Raw genomic sequence first — 15,327 nt, 5'->3', positions numbered from 1 at the left:
GAATTTCCCACCATACTTTTCCATACAAAAACACCCCAGAGGTTAGATTTTAACTCTAACTTCTGGGGTGCAGTACCACCAGTGTCAGCTTTTCTTAATTAATCTATGAAGGATTAGTAATTGATAGCTATTACAAATTAAAAGTGGAAGTAGCATAAAACTTAACCAACTTTCCTCATTAGCCCGAAGAGCAGGGACCCATTCAATTGTAGTGACAACTATCATAAAGAACAAGGCAGGGATAAACGCCTGCTGATTTGTTTGTGTTGCTTTTATATAAGCTACTAACAATCCAAATAGTAAGAGAATCAATGGATATGAAAGATAAGCAAAGATACGATCATCCGCTTCTGCAAACCAAAGGTAGCGAAAATAAACTAAATCGAATAGAACAAATACGATTAAAATAACTTGAACAGCTTTCCACAAACCTTTGAATATACCAAGCCCAAAACGATGTACGGTTAGGTAGGCAAAGAACCCCATCTGACTAATTACACTAAAAATAAATCCGACACCTAGCAGCCAAAACATAACTGATAGAACTTCTCCCCATTTTCCCTCTATAAACAATGGCTGATATTCAGACCAACGAATCATAAATCCTAAAATAACTGTACTAACTCCACCGACTACAAGTGTTGATATAAATAAACGTACCCAATCTCGGCTTTTCAACTTTGTTTCCTCCATTCTTACATCCCTTTTGATTTTACCAACGCTCTATTGAAATTGCCAGTAAATCTGTTTGATTCGTGCATATTTTGACGAGATTTCAATCATATTAAAAAATAGCATAATGCAGAAGGGAGTAAACTTCATGGGCTATTATAAATTGCTTCTCCTTTTCTTAAGTATATTGTTTCTTACTTCATGTGCCGGTGCTAGTGAACAAGGTAGTGGACAAGTTGATTATGAAGAAACAAAAAAAATGGTAGTTGATATATTAAAAACAGATGATGGAAAAAAAGCGATTCAAGAGGTTATGAAAGATGATAGTATGAAACAGGCATTAGTCATGGATCAAGCTATCGTGACTGATACGATACAAAAAACATTGACCTCTGAGCAAGGCATTGCTTTCTGGAAGAAGACCTTTGAGGATCCAAAGTTCGCTGAAACATTTGCAAAGAGTATGCAACCAGAGCACGAGAAGCTCATTAAAGGTTTAATGAAAGATCCTGAGTATCAGAAGATGCTTATTGAATTATTTCAGAATCCTGAAGCGGAGGAACAAGTGCTAACTGTTTTAAAAAGTGCAGAATACCGAGCACATCTTCAGCAAGTAATTACCGAAACGTTTGAGAGCCCACTCTTTAAAGCAAAACTAGTAGACGTTATTATTAAATCTGCTGAACAGTTACAAGAACAAGCTGCCAAAACAAAACAAGAAGGTGGCGGTGGTGGAGAAGGCGATTCATAACACTTTTAAGCAATGCCTTCTAAAGAGTACGCTGCAGTATAGATAATCGTTGACAGTGTTTATGCAATAGAACAACTAAAAAAGCGCCCCGGGGGGCGCTTTTTAGTTACTTATTAATAAGACTTGTAATCTTTTCTGCAATTTCTAAATATATCTTACCTAATCGATGATCTTCAGCATAGATAGAAGGTGCAAAGTCATCCTCGTTCCAATCAGGCTGTTGAAGAGGTAATTGGCCTAGTAGTTCGGTTTGTAGCTCGTCCGCTAACTTATTACCTCCACCTTTACCAAAAACGTACTCTTTTTCACCTGTTACTTTACTTTCGAAATAAGACATATTCTCAATAACACCTAGAATTTCATGTTCTGTTCGTAGAGCCATTGCACCCGCTCTCGCTGCAACGAACGCTGCTGTTGGATGTGGAGTAGTGACAATTACTTCTTTACACGCAGGAAGCATCGTATGAATATCGAGAGCAACATCTCCTGTTCCTGGAGGAAGGTCTAATAATAAGTAGTCTAAATCTCCCCACTCCACATCACTAAAGAAATTATGTAACATTTTTCCTAGCATTGGTCCTCTCCAAATAACTGGCGCGTTATCTTCAACGAAAAACCCCATAGAGATGACTTTTACACCAAAGCGTTCAACCGGTATTATCATTTCCCCTCTTACAACTGGTCGTTTTGTAATTCCCATCATGTCTGGAACACTAAAACCATAAATATCAGCATCAATGATTCCGACCTTTTTCCCTAATCTTGCAAGGGCAACAGCAAGGTTGACTGAAACTGTAGATTTACCTACTCCACCTTTACCACTTGCAATGGCAACGAAAGTAGTTTTACTACCTGGAGATAATAATGATTGTTTCGTTCCGCTATCATTTGATGCATGTTTTGCTAGTTCCTCTTCAGGAAGATCTGAGAACCTTAGACCCACTGACTCAGCCCCTGCACTTTTTAAAGCTTGTACAATGTTTCCTTGCAGATGCATTTGTTCAGCAGTACCTGTTTTAGCAATTGCCACTTTAACGCTTACATGTTGCTTCTCTTCTTTTACTGATACTTCAAGTACACCATTCGTTTCTTCTAACGTCTTATGTAAAAACGGATCCACCATTTTATTAAGAATGGACCTCACTCTTTCTTCTGTTAACATGCTGCCACCCCTTAACACTCTGTTTTTAGTTAGTATACCATAAATATTGTAATATAACTGATAACAATACTTATCTATAAAAACGTTTACACTGATGAAAAAATTAAAATCTCCCTAGTTTGGGAGATCAGATTCATTCGTATAATAGCGTAAAATTCCTTTGTAAATTGAAGCAGCCATCTTTTCTTGATAGCTCTCTGTTGTTAGTAAGTTTCGTTCATGTGGATTAGATAGAAACCCTACTTCTACAAGAGCACCTGGTATTTGTGCCTTTTTTAATAAGTAAATCCCATTTATCGGCTTGGCAGATCGATTTGTATTTTCTAAATTTCGCTTTATTTCCGTCTGAACAAAGGTAGCTAATCTTTTATTTTCCTCTAGTGAACCAAAGTAAAAAGTTTGGGCACCGCGCCATCTTTCTGATGGAATAGCATTTAAGTGGATCGTAATAAAGCTACTAGCGTCCGACGTATTAATAAACTCGACTCTGTTTTTCAAATCTTCTACTTTTCGGTTACGAACTCCTTTAGTATTAGAATCAGCTAAGTCCTTTTCGTCCTCTCTTGTTAGTAGAACCAAAGCCCCTTGTTCTTGCAAGTAATCCTTCACTTTTATCGCAATATTTAGAGCGATATCCCGCTCGAATACATTGTCTCCATATGAAGCACCACCATCAATCCCACCATGACCTGGATCTAAGACAATGATTTCTCCACTTAGTGGGAGATTCCATGAGTTCCATGAATCATTACTTGTTAACTGATTCTGAATAATTAGGATTAATGCAAATATGCCTATACCTATCCCAATAATCTTTGCCTTGCTCTTCCCCATCCTCCATTTCTCCTCCCTGATTGTCCTATATTCACTATATGGGACAAGTGAAAGAAATATGATTTATCCGGGCTGAAGAGTTAAATTTTAGATATTACTAAAAGATAGGTGAAAGCTTTAATGTAGGCGAAGTTTATGCCTCATAATACCTTTATCAAACCCTTCCTTTATCCATTTTGTAACATACTGCTCACAAGCATAGTAAAGTGATTCACTGATAAAATCATTATCACCCATGTTGCCCCAATATTGTAAGTAATCATATAGGGTGTCAATTAGATACTTCTCTTCTTGGTAGCATCGTCTCTTTATGGAATCGAATGATTCTCCGTAGTGACCTACTCTGCCAAAGCTCGCTCCAAGCAAATAGGCTTCAATTGCCACATCAACACTGCCATCTTCTATAGCTTGTGAAAACCTTGCATGTTTAAAGAAAGGTTGAAAATAATTTTTCACTTCTTTTGTTAATTTCTCTAAAGTCAATTCTCTTAATAACTTTCGCTCATATTTTACTTGTTTTTCTTTACGTTTCTCTTTGAATGATGTAATAACTGTCATTTTATACATCCTTCCTTTACGACGGATTTAAAAGTATAAATCATCTAATACTTTTATTGGTTCGATTGAAGGTTATACAATTAGGATGCACATAATAGAGAAAGGCTTGAATGGCAATTTTATCACATACATCCAATTTAAAAAGCCCATGTAAAAAGACTCTTAATTTATCTTAAGAGTCTTAATCCGTTTAGGATCACTAAGATGGTACTTCCTTCGTGTCCAATTACTCCAAAAGGTAAGTCAATTATCTGGAAAAAGTTACTGAAAATGAGCAAACCAATTACAGTAACCGAAAAGAATACATTCTGCTTAATAATCCTGTTCATCTTCTTAGATAGTCGAATCGTTTCATTAATCTTTAATAAGTCATTTTTCATAAGCACAATATCTGCTGTTTCTAACGCTACATCTGTCCCTTCACCCATTGAAATTCCAATATTGGCACTTGCAAGAGCTGGTGCATCATTAATTCCGTCTCCAGTCATCGCAATCGTTCCGTACTTTTTTTGAAGATCCTTTATTTGCTTTACTTTATCCTCAGGTAAGCAATTAGCAATATACTGATGAACCTCTGCCATGGTTGCAATAGCATTTGCTGTTTTTTCATTATCTCCTGTAATCATAACTGTATGAATACCCGCTTGCTTCAATTCATGAATGGCCTTTTTTGTTGATTCTCGGACTGTATCAAGTAAAGCAATTACTCCTACTACCTCATTATCCTTTTTAATATAAACATTTGTTTTCCCTTCACCTACTGGAATAACTCCCTTTTCTTCTAAGAAAAATGCAACAGCCTCTTCCCCTACATAATCTTCTTTTCCAATTTTCCATAAAGCATCACCATATTTTCCAGTCATGCCTTGGCCTGGAACTTCTTCAATTTCAGATATAGAGATTCGAGTTGCCTTTGATTCAGTTAAAAACTGTACGATTGATTTTGCTAAAGGATGAGTAGATTGTTCCTCTAGTGAAAGCATGACCGACTTTATTTCTTCCTGATTAACTTCTTCTTTCATAATAAAGTCTGTCACAACTGGTTTTCCATTTGTTAATGTACCTGTTTTGTCTAAGGCAATAATTTTCGTACTAGCCAATCTCTCTAAGTGAACGCCCCCTTTAACCAAAACTCCCTTCCTTGCACTATGTGATATAGCCGATAAGGTAGCTGGCATAACTGAAGCTACGAGCGCACAAGGAGAAGCAACCACCATTAAAACCATGGCACGATAGAATGATTCAGACCAAGTCCAATCTAGAAGAAGCGCTGGTACAAATATGGTTAGAGCAACAGCTAGTAAGACTAACTTAACATACAGACCTTCAAACTTTTCTATAAACTGTTGAGAAGGTGACTTTTCGCTTTCTGCTTGTTGCACCAGCTTTATAATCTTGCTGAAAAGTGTCTCACTCGCTAGTTTGGAAACATAAATATGAATGACACCATTTTGATTGACTGTTCCTGCATATACTTCATCATTTAGTGATTTTAAAACGGGTATTGACTCACCCGTTATAGCTGATTGATCAATTGTCGTTCTCCCTGATAGGATCGTTCCATCGGCTGGTATTCTTTCCCCCGCTTTTACAACTACATGATCTCCTATCTTTAAACAGGAAACCTTAACTTTTTGTTCACGTCCATGAATAAGTACAACAGCTTCCTCTGGTTGTAGGTTCATCAATGCAGAAAGTTCTTTCTTACTCTTATTCATCGTATAAGTTTCGAGTGCTCCACTTAATGAAAAGATAAAAATAAGTAGTGCGCCTTCCATCCAATAACCAATGAGAGCCGAACCAATTGCGGCAAAGATCATTAACAACTCAACATTAAGATCTCGTTCCTGTATAGAATCAATGACCCCTTCTTTCGCCTTTGCAAACCCACCTATTACGAAAGCTACTAGGTATGCGGTGATTGAAAGGCTATGATTATTCCCAGCTGTGAGCCAACCAATGAGAATAAAGATTCCACTCGTTATAGCGGCTAATAACTCCATATGCTGTGAAATCCATAAATAATTAGCCTGTTTACTTTCATACATATTTTGATTTCTTGCTTCAACATTTGCTTCCATTATTAATCACCCATCCCTAATTGAGAATAAGATTCATCTTCAGTAACCCTATAGATACAAAAGACTGCCTTTATGACAGTCAATAAAAACTAGTTGTATCTATATTTTATGCAATATACTCGCTTAGGGTCAACACTTATTTATAATAATTATAAATAAATAATATTTATAAATAAAGATAATCATTATCAATTAGGATTCAAAGAAATTTAGCTGTACGTATGAGCTGAAAAGATCTATAGATTATATTAAAGGTGTATCTAGGCAATAAAAAAGACCCCCAACCAGACGGTTGAGAGTCTTCCAAACGTAAAAATTAACGCTTTGAGAACTGAGGAGCACGACGAGCACCTTTAAGACCGTATTTCTTACGCTCTTTCATACGTGCGTCACGAGTTAAGAATCCAGCACGCTTTAAAGTCGTACGGAATTCAGGGTCAGCTTGTAGTAAAGCACGAGAAATACCATGACGGATTGCTCCAGCTTGACCAGTGTAGCCTCCACCTTTAACACTTACAAGTACATCGTAGCTTCCAAGTGTTTCAGTAGCAACAAGAGGTTGCTTAACAACTTCTCTTAATGCTGGTAGTGGTAAATAGTTTTCAAATTCACGATCATTGATTAATACACGTCCGTTACCAGGAACTAAACGTACACGAGCTACGGAGCTCTTACGACGTCCAGTACCGTAATATTGTACCTGTGCCAATATAATACCCTCCTTAAATTATCCGCGAAGTTCGTAAACTTCTGGCTTTTGTGCTTGATGTGGATGTTCGCTACCTGCATAAACGAATAACTTCTTACCTTGTTGACGTCCTAGTGGACCTTTTGGAAGCATTCCTTTGATTGCAAGTTCTAACATTTGAACTGGGTAATTCGTACGCATTTCAAGTGCAGTTCTAGTTTTTAGACCACCTGGATGCATGCTGTGACGGTAGTAGATTTTGTCAGTTAACTTCTTACCTGTTAGTTCAATCTTATCAGCATTGATGATAATTACATTGTCACCAGTGTCGATATGTGGTGTAAAAGTTGGCTTGTGCTTACCACGTAGAATAGATGCTACTTCTGTAGATAGACGACCTAGAGTCTTACCTTCAGCGTCCACTACGTACCATTTACGTTCAACTTCACTTGGCTTTGCCATATAAGTAGTACGCATATTTTTTCCCTCCATTACAAATCGTTAAATAATAGTTGTCAAACATTTTAAATCTATTTTTATTTCATCAAATAAGTTCCGGGGCTTATTTGTGGGGTTTAAAAATAGTACCATATGCAATAATATATCTTGCAGATGCGAATGTCAAGAAAATGTTACACCAGGATTAGTTGTCATAATATACTTTCCATAAATATAACCCGTTACCAGGTGCTGTTTTCCCTGCTTTCGTGCGATCTCGTTGCTCTAATATAGAAACAATTTCCTCAGGTTTTCTGTAACCCTGTCCCACTTCTAGTAAGGTACCAACTATGATTCTAACCATATTGTATAAAAATCCATTTCCTACAAAACGAAAGGTTAATACATCATCTTGTTCCATAAATTCAATCTCATAAATGGTTCGGTATTTATCTTCTACTTCTGTTTTTGCAGAACAAAAAGAAGTAAAATCATGGGTTCCTATAAAATACTTAATAGCCTCTTTCAAAGCAATATAGTCAAGTTGGTAAGGATAATGAAACTGATAGTTCCTCATGAACACATCCCGATCTTTTTTAATACTAACCTGATAGCGATATTCCTTTTTATTTACATCAAAACGAGCATGAAAGTCAGAATCAACTTTATGTACAGACAGGACTGAAATCTCTTCTGGTAGAAGGGAATTAAGGGCTGTTTTCCACTTGTTAATTGGGATGTTTAAGTGGGTATCAAAATGAATGCTTTGCCCTACGGCGTGAACACCTGCATCTGTTCTTCCAGAAGCCACGACTCGAATATCGCTGCCTTTGTGCATTTTTCTTAAAACTCCCTCAATTTCAGCTTGTACCGTTCGTTGGTTGGGCTGAATTTGATACCCTGAGAAAGCTGAGCCATCATAAGCTATAATACAATTTAACCTTTTCATAAGATCACCATGAACGTAAGAATAATAAGATGATTGTAAGAAGTAAAGTACTTGAAAGAAGTAATGTATCGGATCGCTTCCACTTTAATTCCCTAAGCTTCGTTCTTCCCTCTCCGCCTCTATACCCTCTTGCTTCCATAGCAATGGCTAGCTCATCTGCTCTTCTAAACGAGTTAATAAACAGAGGAACTAATAACGGAATAATTGCTTTCACCCTGTCTTTTAAGGGACCACTGGAAAACTCAACACCTCTTGCTGCTTGAGCTTTCATAATCTTATCGGTCTCCTGCATCAGCGTAGGGATAAAACGTAAAGAAATAGACATCATTAGCGCTAATTCATGGACAGGCACCTTGAACCTTTTAAAAGGGTGCAAGAGCTTCTCCATGCCATCTGTTACCTCTAGAGGCGTCGTTGTTAAAGTAAGTAGAGATGTCATAGCCACCAGTAAGAAAAAGCGGATAGAGATAAAAATACCTTGTCTTAAGCCTTCTTCATAAATATGAATCCAACCCCATTCAAACAGGAGTTCACCTTCTTGTGTCATAAAGATATGTAAGGCAAAGGTAAACAGTACAATCCACATTACTGGCTTTAAACCTTTTAACACATATGTTGTGGGTACTTTTGTCAATTGAATAATTAAAATAGTATAGGCAACGAGAAGTCCATAGCTACTAGCATTATTAGCAAAGAAAATAACGAAAACAAAGATAAACACGAGTAAAAGCTTAGCTCTAGGATCCATACGATGAACAATTGAGTTTGTAGGAACATATCTTCCTATAATAATGCTATCCATTATACTCATCTCATAGACTCCTTACTCAAAAAATGATGTAATCCTTCAACTAATTCATCAATGGTTAAAAAGCTACCTTCCAACTTATAGCCCGTTACTTTTTCTACCTTTTCAATAAATTGATAGGTAATAGGAATATCTAGGCCAATCTGCGAGAGCTTCTCCCGTTGTGAGAAAATATCTTCCGGTTTTCCTCTCATGAGCAATGTACCCTTTTCCATTACAATAATCTCATCTGAATAAGCTGCGGCATCCTCCATATTATGTGTAATCATTATAGTCGTTAAGTTCTTCTCATGATGCAAGGTTGAGAATAAAGTCATCATATCTTTTCTACCTCTTGGATCAAGACCAGCTGTAGGCTCGTCTAGCACTAATACATCTGGATTCATCGCTAGTACTCCGGCAATTGCCACCCTTCTCATTTGACCACCGCTTAAATCAAAAGGAGAACGTTCTAAGTAGGTAGAATCTAACCCGACAAGATGTAATGCCTCCTTAGCCTTCCTTTTCGCTAACTCTTCAGGTACACCAAAATTCATAGGGCCAAAGCAAATATCTTTCTCTACCGTCTCTTCAAACAATTGGTTTTCCGGAAATTGAAAGACCATTCCTACCTTTTTACGAAGTGATTTCAGGTCCTTCTCCTTTTTGGTTGAAGTAATGGTATGCGAACCAACCGTTACCGTTCCAGAAGAAGGCTTAAGTAGGCCATTTAAGTGTTGAATAATCGTTGATTTCCCAGAACCGGTGTGGCCAATTATGGTTAAAAAGGATCCGGCTTGAATCTCTAAGCTAATGTCATGTAAAGCCAGTCTTTCAAAGGGGGTTTTTTCTTGATAGAAATGAGTCAAATGCTCAATCTTTATGTCCATAGCTCTTTTATCAACCCTTCTACAGTAAATGGTACCTCGTTGAGCTGTATTCCTTTGTCTTTAAGCTTTTGACCTACCTTGACTGGAAAAGGTACATCTAATCCTATTTTTTCTAATTCTTGATTTAGTGTAAATATTTCAGAAGGTGTCCCCTCAGCAAAGATCGTTCCTTCATTAAACACAATAATTCGATCTGCGAGGGCAGCCTCTTCAAGGTCGTGAGTGATGGAAACAACCGTTATATTCTTCTGCTTCCTTAATGTATTAATGGTTTGGATAACCTCGGTTCTTCCTTTAGGATCTAACATAGACGTTGCTTCATCTAATAATAAGATTCCAGGCTGGAATGCTATTACACTAGCAATCGCCACTCTCTGCTTCTGACCACCTGAAAGATGGTGTGGTTCTTGATCCAGAAAATCATACATGTTTACAAGAGAAAGGCACTCTTCTATTCTTTTCACCATTTCTTCTCTTGGTACCCCTCTATTTTCTAACCCAAAAGCCACATCATCCTTTACCGTAGTACCAACAAACTGATTGTCTGGGTTCTGAAATACCATACCGATGGTTTCCCTGAAATCCCATATGGTCTCTTCTGTTAAAGGGATGTCCTGTAGTAAAACTTGTCCACTAGATGGAAGAAGTAATCCATTTAGAAGTTTTGCAAACGTAGATTTACCAGACCCATTGTGACCTACGATAGCTAGCCATTCTCCTTTATAAATGGATAGACTAATATTCTTTAATGCTTTAACTGATTGGTACGGATATTCATATGAAACTTCATCAACGGTTAATATCTTTTCCCTCACAGTTTCCCCTCCTGCCAAATTACCTAATATGATCTTATTTCTATTTTTGGTCTGTGTTAATCTATGTATCTCATTTCAACACTAGTGCCATAGTTCCACTAGCATACTTCGTACCCTGAAAAAACAAAAAAGGGCATAGATCCAGTTACAAATAGAACTGTCCCGCCCTTTAGTAGTGATGTATTATACAATTACACTAATTCAATAATCACCATTGGTGCACCGTCTCCACGACGTGGTCCAAGTTTAAGGATACGAGTATATCCACCTTGACGATCTGTGTAACGAGGTGCGATGTTACCGAATAGCTTTTGAATAGCGTCTTCGTTTGTTTCTTCGTTCGCTACTTCATGACGGATGTAAGCAGCTGCTTGACGACGTGCATGTAAGTCTCCACGCTTACCTAACGTAATCATCTTTTCAACAACTGATTTTAATTCCTTTGCTCTTGCTTCAGTTGTTTCGATGCGCTCGTTGATAATTAGGTCAGTAGCTAGGTCACGAAGTAATGCTTTACGTTGAGCACTTGTGCGTCCTAATTTCTGATATGCCATCGGAAGTTCCCTCCTTTTGTTGAAATCTCTGTATCTTTTAGAAGAACTAAGTTCCTCGAATATAGGCAATAACTAGTATTTAAGCTAATGGTTAGTCAGATTAGTCATCTTTACGAAGACCTAGTCCTAACTCCTCTAGCTTATGTTTAACTTCCTCTAGCGATTTACGGCCGAGGTTGCGTACTTTCATCATATCTTCTTCAGTTTTATGTGCTAGTTCTTGTACAGTATTAATTCCTGCACGCTTTAAACAATTATAAGAGCGAACTGAGAGATCTAACTCTTCGATTGTCATTTCAAGCACTTTTTCCTTTTGGTCTTCTTCTTTTTCTACCATGATTTCAGCATTTTGTGCTTCATCAGTAAGACCAACAAAGATATTCAAGTGTTCAGTTAAAATCTTCGCACCAAGTGCAACCGCCTCTTTTGGACCAATGCTTCCATCTGTCCATACATCAAGAGTCAGTTTGTCATAGTTTGTCACTTGACCTACACGTGTGTTCTCAACTTGATACGTCACACGTGATACTGGTGTGTAAATTGAATCAATTGGAATGACACCAATTGGCTGATCTTCTCTCTTGTTTAAATCAGCAGGTGTGTATCCTCTACCACGTCTAGCTGTTAAACGCATACGAAGGGTAGCGTCTTTAGAAAGAGTAGCAATATGAAGATCTGGGTTTAAGATTTCTACATCACTATCATAAGTAATGTCAGCAGCAGTGACTGTTCCATCACCCTGCACATCAATCTCAAGTGTCTTTTCATCATCAGAATAGATCTTGAGAGCTAATTTCTTAAGATTTAAGATAATCGTAGTAACATCTTCCACGACACCTTCAATAGTTGAGAACTCATGCTGTACACCATCTATTTGTATAGCAGATACAGCAGCACCAGGTAGTGAGGATAATAGTATACGACGTAAGGAGTTACCCAAAGTTGTACCATATCCACGCTCAAGTGGTTCCACGACAAATTTACCATACTTGGCATCATCGCTGATTTCAACCGTTTCGATTTTTGGTTTTTCAATTTCGATCATTTATAAACCCTCCTCCAAAACGTCGAAACCCCGGCTAGACATGCGTCTAACCGAAATTCCCCATTAGGCAGTTCCCGTTTTGTGCACAACAACTTGATCAATTGTTTTCTAATGAATCTATCTACAAAAAATATTGTATCATATCCCATTATAGACAGGGTTTCAAATTATATACAGAAAAAATTAAACGCGACGACGTTTTGGCGGACGGCAACCGTTATGAGGTACTGGAGTTACGTCCTTAATCGCTGTTACTTCAAGACCTGCTGCTTGTAGAGCACGAATCGCTGCTTCACGACCTGCACCTGGTCCTTTAACTGTAACTTCTAGAGTTTTTAAACCGTGTTCCATTGCAACCTTTGCAGCTGTTTCAGCAGCCATTTGAGATGCGAATGGAGTAGATTTACGTGAACCCTTGAAGCCTAGAGCACCAGCACTTGACCAAGATAATGCATTACCGTGAGAATCAGTGATAGTTACAATCGTGTTGTTGAATGTAGAACGGATATGTGCAATACCAGTTTCAATATTCTTTTTCACACGACGCTTACGAGTATTCGTTTTACGAGCCATGGATTAGTTAACCTCCTTTACTATTTCTTCTTATTTGCTACAGTACGACGTGGACCCTTACGAGTACGTGCGTTATTCTTCGTATTTTGACCACGAACTGGTAAGCTACGACGATGACGAAGACCGCGGTATGAACCAATTTCGATTAGACGCTTAATGTTTAAAGAGATTTCACGACGAAGATCTCCTTCAACTTTTAAACGGTCGATTGCATCACGAATCTTTCCTAACTCATCTTCTGTAAGATCACGAACACGAGTATCTTCAGAAACACCAGCTTCAGCAAGTACCTTCTCAGCTGTTGTTTTACCGATTCCGAAAATATACGTTAAGGAAATTACAACACGCTTATCACGTGGAACATCTACACCTGCAATACGTGCCATTAGTGCACCTCCTTCAAATTAACCTTGTTTTTGCTTATGTTTTGGGTTTTCACAAATAACCATAACTTTACCTTTACGGCGAATAACTTTACATTTTTCGCAGATCGGCTTTACGGATGGTCTTACTTTCATCTTTTAAACCTCCTTAATAGTACGGAGTGCTAGATTTTATTTAAAGCGATACGTAATACGACCACGTGTTAAATCATATGGTGACAGTTCAACTGTTACCTTATCACCTGGTAGGATACGAATGAAGTGCATTCTAATCTTACCAGATACATGAGCTAAGACAACGTGACCGTTCTCTAACTCTACCTTAAACATTGCATTTGGCAATGTGTCAATGATGGTACCTTCAACTTCAATTACATCGTCTTTCGCCATCAACAAGCTCTCCCTTCTCCAAATCAGTAATCTGTTCATTGACAAACTTTGTTAAAGCATATCGCAGCTTTCCATTTGTCACACGACCTGATTCACTTATACTGCTCTGAACTTCCGGAGAAACGTCATCAAATAATTCAAGATGGTTGATATTCTTCTTTTTTGGTTTATCGTATTTTCGCTTATCACCATCAGCGATTAATACAAACCGTTCGTCCAGAATTCGTATTATTATGCCATACTGCCCTGCATCTCTGCCTTGTGTAATAGAGACATACTGACCTATTCGTGGACTAAAGTCAGAATCACTCATCCTTTACCACCTTCACTTAGGCTTTTGTTAAAATTTCAAAACCGTCTTCTGTCACTGCAATTGTATGCTCGAAGTGAGCACAACGCTTGCCATCAACAGTAACAACAGTCCAGTCATCTTGTAATGTTTTTACATAGCGGCTACCAGCGTTCACCATAGGTTCAATAGCTAAAACCATTCCTGGCTTTAGTCTAGGACCTTTACCTGGAGGACCATAATGCGGGATTTGAGGATCCTCATGTAGCTCTTGACCAACCCCATGCCCTACATATTCACGAACAACTGAAAAGTTATGCTGTTCTACAAATACTTGGATAGCATGAGATATATTGGTTAAGCGCACTCCCGATTTAGCTTCCTTTAACCCAAGGTAAAGTGATTCCTCAGTTACATCTAATAATCGCTGATCTTCTTCTGAAATGGTTCCTACACCGTAGGTCCATGCGGAATCTCCGTGATAACCATTATACTTCGCACCGATATCAATGCTGATTATATCACCGTCTTGTAGTACTCGATCACCAGGAATTCCGTGGACGAGTGCTTCATTCACAGATGCACATATACTACCAGGGAAGCCTCCGTATCCCTTAAAGGAAGGAATCGCATCATACTGACGGATAATTTTCTCGGCAATAGAATCTAATTCCAGTGTAGAAATTCCAGGTTGTATATGTTTTTTTAGTTCTTGATGAGTAAGTGCTACAATTCGGCCTGCTTCACGCATTATATCAATCTCGCGAGGCGTTTTACAAATAATCATTTGTTAAGGCTCCCGAGGAACTCATTAATATCAGCATACACATCATTAATATCTTGTTCACCATTGATAGTACGTAGATAACCCTTATCTTGATAGAAATCAAGTAGAGGCTTCATCTGCTTTGTATTAACTTCTAGACGATTACCAACCGTTTCTGCGTTGTCATCATCACGTTGATACAATTCACCACCGCATTTATCACAAACACCCTCAACTGCTGGTGGATTAAAGATCATATGATACGTAGATCCACAATCTTTGCAGATTCTTCTTCCTGTCAAACGATCCATTAATAGACCTTGGTCGACATGAATGTGAATGACATAATCTAACGTACGTTCTAGTTGGCTTAATAGATTCTCTAATGCTTCAGCTTGAGCCACAGTACGTGGAAAGCCATCAAGAAGAAAACCTTTGTTACAATCATCTTTGCCTAAGCGCTCACGAACAATACCTATTGTTACTTCATCTGGCACTAGCTGTCCCTGATCCATGAATGACTTTGCTTGTAATCCTAATTCAGTTCCTTCTTTAATAGCAGCACGAAACATATCACCAGTTGAAATATGAGGGATATGATATTGTTCTACTATTCGTTCAGCTTGAGTGCCTTTACCAGCACCAGGCAAACCCATTAGTATTAGATTCATTTCTTTTCCCCCTCAGTCATTTAAGGCAGTA

At 38.0% G+C, this 15,327-nt stretch carries 21 protein-coding genes; 1 reads left to right on the top strand and 20 read right to left on the bottom strand.

Annotated features, from left to right (window positions below; genetic code table 11):
• Window positions 1-84 precede the first annotated feature (84 nt).
• On the bottom strand, window positions 85-678 hold the full coding sequence (locus tag LT143_RS18465; protein WP_246945636.1) for a KinB-signaling pathway activation protein: 594 nt from the start codon (window positions 676-678) through the stop codon (window positions 85-87).
• A gap of 142 nt (window positions 679-820) precedes the next feature.
• Here LT143_RS18465 and gerD point away from each other — a divergent pair, with 142 nt between their 5' ends.
• Entirely contained in the window at window positions 821-1,423 is a 603-nt protein-coding gene (gene gerD / locus LT143_RS18460) for a spore germination lipoprotein GerD (RefSeq protein ID WP_246945633.1), read from the top strand.
• A gap of 106 nt (window positions 1,424-1,529) precedes the next feature.
• Here the strand turns inward: gerD and LT143_RS18455 are convergent, their stop codons facing one another.
• From LT143_RS18455 to LT143_RS18365, 19 genes are all read right to left on the bottom strand, one after another.
• Window positions 1,530-2,585, bottom strand: coding sequence for an Mrp/NBP35 family ATP-binding protein (locus LT143_RS18455; RefSeq protein ID WP_246945630.1), 1,056 nt, complete (start codon window positions 2,583-2,585; stop codon window positions 1,530-1,532).
• Window positions 2,586-2,699: 114 nt separating this feature from the next.
• Complete coding sequence (gene cwlD, locus LT143_RS18450) at window positions 2,700-3,419, bottom strand: N-acetylmuramoyl-L-alanine amidase CwlD (RefSeq protein ID WP_246945627.1); 720 nt, start codon at window positions 3,417-3,419, stop codon at window positions 2,700-2,702.
• Between the two features lie 117 nt (window positions 3,420-3,536).
• Window positions 3,537-3,977, bottom strand: coding sequence for a DUF2521 family protein (locus LT143_RS18445; protein ID WP_246945624.1), 441 nt, complete (start codon window positions 3,975-3,977; stop codon window positions 3,537-3,539).
• Between the two features lie 167 nt (window positions 3,978-4,144).
• Window positions 4,145-6,058: a heavy metal translocating P-type ATPase gene (locus tag LT143_RS18440; protein ID WP_418909856.1), complete on the bottom strand. Its 1,914-nt coding sequence runs from the start codon at window positions 6,056-6,058 to the stop codon at window positions 4,145-4,147.
• Window positions 6,059-6,374: 316 nt separating this feature from the next.
• On the bottom strand, window positions 6,375-6,767 hold the full coding sequence (gene rpsI / locus LT143_RS18435) for a 30S ribosomal protein S9 (protein ID WP_246945620.1): 393 nt from the start codon (window positions 6,765-6,767) through the stop codon (window positions 6,375-6,377).
• Window positions 6,768-6,785: 18 nt separating this feature from the next.
• A complete protein-coding gene (rplM, locus tag LT143_RS18430) occupies window positions 6,786-7,223 on the bottom strand; it encodes a 50S ribosomal protein L13 (protein WP_246945617.1) in 438 nt (145 codons plus the stop codon).
• Window positions 7,224-7,389: 166 nt separating this feature from the next.
• Entirely contained in the window at window positions 7,390-8,133 is a 744-nt protein-coding gene (gene truA / locus LT143_RS18425; protein ID WP_246945614.1) for a tRNA pseudouridine(38-40) synthase TruA, read from the bottom strand.
• Between the two features lie 4 nt (window positions 8,134-8,137).
• Complete coding sequence (locus LT143_RS18420) at window positions 8,138-8,938, bottom strand: energy-coupling factor transporter transmembrane component T family protein (protein ID WP_246945643.1); 801 nt, start codon at window positions 8,936-8,938, stop codon at window positions 8,138-8,140.
• 2 nt (window positions 8,939-8,940) lie between these two features.
• The gene (locus LT143_RS18415) at window positions 8,941-9,810 is read right to left on the bottom strand and encodes an energy-coupling factor ABC transporter ATP-binding protein (protein ID WP_246945611.1); all 870 of its coding nucleotides are present in this window, start codon (window positions 9,808-9,810) and stop codon (window positions 8,941-8,943) included.
• On the bottom strand, window positions 9,801-10,625 hold the full coding sequence (locus LT143_RS18410) for an energy-coupling factor ABC transporter ATP-binding protein (RefSeq protein WP_246945608.1): 825 nt from the start codon (window positions 10,623-10,625) through the stop codon (window positions 9,801-9,803). The genes LT143_RS18415 and LT143_RS18410 overlap by 10 nt, the downstream gene beginning before the upstream one ends.
• Before the next feature lie 191 nt (window positions 10,626-10,816).
• Window positions 10,817-11,179 carry a 50S ribosomal protein L17 gene (gene rplQ, locus LT143_RS18405; RefSeq protein WP_246945605.1) on the bottom strand — a complete coding sequence of 121 codons (363 nt, stop codon included), beginning with the start codon at window positions 11,177-11,179 and terminating at the stop codon, window positions 10,817-10,819.
• Window positions 11,180-11,279: 100 nt separating this feature from the next.
• Window positions 11,280-12,224, bottom strand: a complete 945-nt coding sequence (locus LT143_RS18400) for a DNA-directed RNA polymerase subunit alpha (protein WP_246945602.1) — start codon at window positions 12,222-12,224, stop codon at window positions 11,280-11,282.
• A 183-nt stretch (window positions 12,225-12,407) separates the two neighbouring features.
• A complete protein-coding gene (gene rpsK / locus LT143_RS18395) occupies window positions 12,408-12,797 on the bottom strand; it encodes a 30S ribosomal protein S11 (protein ID WP_246945599.1) in 390 nt (129 codons plus the stop codon).
• Window positions 12,798-12,817: 20 nt separating this feature from the next.
• Window positions 12,818-13,183: a 30S ribosomal protein S13 gene (gene rpsM, locus LT143_RS18390; RefSeq protein WP_246945596.1), complete on the bottom strand. Its 366-nt coding sequence runs from the start codon at window positions 13,181-13,183 to the stop codon at window positions 12,818-12,820.
• A gap of 18 nt (window positions 13,184-13,201) precedes the next feature.
• A complete protein-coding gene (gene rpmJ, locus LT143_RS18385) occupies window positions 13,202-13,315 on the bottom strand; it encodes a 50S ribosomal protein L36 (RefSeq protein ID WP_003156543.1) in 114 nt (37 codons plus the stop codon).
• A gap of 36 nt (window positions 13,316-13,351) precedes the next feature.
• Window positions 13,352-13,570, bottom strand: a complete 219-nt coding sequence (infA, locus tag LT143_RS18380) for a translation initiation factor IF-1 (protein WP_163181858.1) — start codon at window positions 13,568-13,570, stop codon at window positions 13,352-13,354.
• Entirely contained in the window at window positions 13,548-13,883 is a 336-nt protein-coding gene (locus LT143_RS18375) for a KOW domain-containing RNA-binding protein (RefSeq protein ID WP_246945593.1), read from the bottom strand. The genes infA and LT143_RS18375 overlap by 23 nt, the downstream gene beginning before the upstream one ends.
• Before the next feature lie 16 nt (window positions 13,884-13,899).
• Complete coding sequence (map, locus tag LT143_RS18370) at window positions 13,900-14,646, bottom strand: type I methionyl aminopeptidase (RefSeq protein ID WP_246945589.1); 747 nt, start codon at window positions 14,644-14,646, stop codon at window positions 13,900-13,902.
• Window positions 14,643-15,296: an adenylate kinase gene (locus tag LT143_RS18365; protein WP_246945586.1), complete on the bottom strand. Its 654-nt coding sequence runs from the start codon at window positions 15,294-15,296 to the stop codon at window positions 14,643-14,645. Before LT143_RS18365 ends, map begins: the two co-directional genes overlap by 4 nt.
• Window positions 15,297-15,327 lie beyond the last annotated feature (31 nt).

The sequence above is a fragment of the Bacillus pinisoli genome (assembly GCF_023036475.1).
In the GTDB taxonomy this organism is placed as follows: Bacteria; Bacillota; Bacilli; order Bacillales; family SA4; genus Bacillus_BS; species Bacillus_BS pinisoli.
This window is presented reverse-complemented; position numbering and strand designations above follow the sequence as displayed.

Excerpts from the sequence above, each read along its gene's own strand:
- gerD (WP_246945633.1), top strand. The coding sequence starts at position 821 with ATGGGCTATTATAAATTGCTTCTCCTTTTCTTAAGTATATTGTTTCTT.
- LT143_RS18455 (WP_246945630.1), bottom strand. The coding sequence starts at position 2,585 with ATGTTAACAGAAGAAAGAGTGAGGTCCATTCTTAATAAAATGGTGGAT.
- cwlD (WP_246945627.1), bottom strand. The coding sequence starts at position 3,419 with ATGGGGAAGAGCAAGGCAAAGATTATTGGGATAGGTATAGGCATATTT.
- LT143_RS18445 (WP_246945624.1), bottom strand. The coding sequence starts at position 3,977 with ATGACAGTTATTACATCATTCAAAGAGAAACGTAAAGAAAAACAAGTA.
- LT143_RS18440 (WP_418909856.1), bottom strand. The coding sequence starts at position 6,058 with ATGGAAGCAAATGTTGAAGCAAGAAATCAAAATATGTATGAAAGTAAA.
- rplM (WP_246945617.1), bottom strand. The coding sequence starts at position 7,223 with ATGCGTACTACTTATATGGCAAAGCCAAGTGAAGTTGAACGTAAATGG.
- truA (WP_246945614.1), bottom strand. The coding sequence starts at position 8,133 with ATGAAAAGGTTAAATTGTATTATAGCTTATGATGGCTCAGCTTTCTCA.
- LT143_RS18415 (WP_246945611.1), bottom strand. The coding sequence starts at position 9,810 with ATGGACATAAAGATTGAGCATTTGACTCATTTCTATCAAGAAAAAACC.
- rplQ (WP_246945605.1), bottom strand. The coding sequence starts at position 11,179 with ATGGCATATCAGAAATTAGGACGCACAAGTGCTCAACGTAAAGCATTA.
- LT143_RS18400 (WP_246945602.1), bottom strand. The coding sequence starts at position 12,224 with ATGATCGAAATTGAAAAACCAAAAATCGAAACGGTTGAAATCAGCGAT.
- rpsK (WP_246945599.1), bottom strand. The coding sequence starts at position 12,797 with ATGGCTCGTAAAACGAATACTCGTAAGCGTCGTGTGAAAAAGAATATT.
- rpsM (WP_246945596.1), bottom strand. The coding sequence starts at position 13,183 with ATGGCACGTATTGCAGGTGTAGATGTTCCACGTGATAAGCGTGTTGTA.
- rpmJ (WP_003156543.1), bottom strand. The coding sequence starts at position 13,315 with ATGAAAGTAAGACCATCCGTAAAGCCGATCTGCGAAAAATGTAAAGTT.
- infA (WP_163181858.1), bottom strand. The coding sequence starts at position 13,570 with ATGGCGAAAGACGATGTAATTGAAGTTGAAGGTACCATCATTGACACA.
- LT143_RS18375 (WP_246945593.1), bottom strand. The coding sequence starts at position 13,883 with ATGAGTGATTCTGACTTTAGTCCACGAATAGGTCAGTATGTCTCTATT.
- map (WP_246945589.1), bottom strand. The coding sequence starts at position 14,646 with ATGATTATTTGTAAAACGCCTCGCGAGATTGATATAATGCGTGAAGCA.
- LT143_RS18365 (WP_246945586.1), bottom strand. The coding sequence starts at position 15,296 with ATGAATCTAATACTAATGGGTTTGCCTGGTGCTGGTAAAGGCACTCAA.